Annotated in this window: 2 protein-coding genes; both read right to left on the reverse strand. The window is 54.4% G+C overall.

The window, feature by feature from the left end; genetic code table 11:
- Positions 1 to 85: 85 nt before the first annotated feature.
- Positions 86 to 496, reverse strand: a complete 411-nt coding sequence (locus LJ656_RS34815) for a hypothetical protein (protein ID WP_230513952.1) — start codon at positions 494 to 496, stop codon at positions 86 to 88.
- Between the two features lies 1 nt (position 497).
- Positions 498 to 962 carry a hypothetical protein gene (locus LJ656_RS34820; protein ID WP_230513953.1) on the reverse strand — a complete coding sequence of 155 codons (465 nt, stop codon included), beginning with the start codon at positions 960 to 962 and terminating at the stop codon, positions 498 to 500.
- Positions 963 to 1231: the final 269 nt, after the last annotated feature.

Genomic DNA, 1231 nt, shown 5'->3' on the forward strand with positions numbered 1-1231 from the left:
TTCGGGAAGTAGTGCGACCTGTTTGCGGTCATCGCCTTCGACGAATCGCTTCATGAGTCACCCAGTCTCAATGAGTTGATTCAGTTTAGGCGATGACTGCGTTTTCACACAGGCTCGGCCACCGGTCGCCGTGCCCATCGATCCAGTATCCGATGTCCAGGGACAACAGGTTTTCCAGATCCGACCGGGTGATTCCCTCCATTAGCGGACTGAACGAGACCGTGAAAGCGGTTGGCACCCGCTTTACCGACGCGCGATCGAATGAGTGGTCGGCGGGATCTTCGTGTGTGTATAGAGTGACGCGTGTGCGCGGTAAAACCGGATTCTCGAAGCGATACTCCATACCAGGCGTTCCCGGAAGAGGTTCCGCAGCAAAATTGTGTCCGAATACCGTATTCGCAGGATTGAACGGCTGGTCGTCCCTGAGGACGGCCATCGCCGTCGTCAAGATACTGCGCGCCACGCTGCGCTGTGCGTCGGTCACTGTCTGTCTCACGTTAGTTCCTTGCCCTGACCGTCCGGAGAGCCTCGGCATACTGGGCTGTGCATGTACCGGGATTACGAACGAGAGGATCACTAGCGTTCTTCCAGTAAGCTTGAACCACCTCCGCACAAGCATAGGCGTCTTCTTCATGGAATTGACTCCTGTATCCTGTTTCAAATTTCGACATCTTCTGCGCGGTTTCTGGTGAAATTTTCAGGAGATCACACACTTTTTTTTCGGCAAATCGAATATCCCGCTTCACAGATTCCCCGCCAGGCTTGTCCTGCATATAGGAAAGGAGCCAGTAGTAGTGGAACACCAGCATCCTGTGCAAACCGATGCGAACGCGTTGATCGTCCGGTAGCGGTGCATCCCGTGCTGCATCGAAAGCGCCTGGAAATGTCGACGATGCATACACTTTCCGTATGTTCGGCAGGTCCCTGTAGTCGTCCGGAAAACTCTGAAGCAGAGAAAACATCCAGAAGTACTGCTGACAGTGGCGGCACTCGTGATACAGCGTGTCCGCAAACGTCCGGAGGCGGTCGTCAAGTCTCTTTTGCTGATCGCTGACCTCAATGATTTGCGCGATCTCGCTTTCGTTGACAGCGATGAGCCAGTGGTTTCTGGAGTTGACCCTGTAACTCAGGACACTCGGACACCGTTAAGTTGATGATGCAGCGGTTCGGCGGAACTCCCGGGGGGAACGGTACTTCAGTGCCTTATGCGGGTGCCGTTCGTTGTAATGTT

Origin of the sequence: Paraburkholderia sejongensis, from assembly GCF_020880815.1 — a bacterium.
GTDB classification, from domain to species: domain Bacteria; phylum Pseudomonadota; class Gammaproteobacteria; order Burkholderiales; family Burkholderiaceae; genus Paraburkholderia; species Paraburkholderia sejongensis.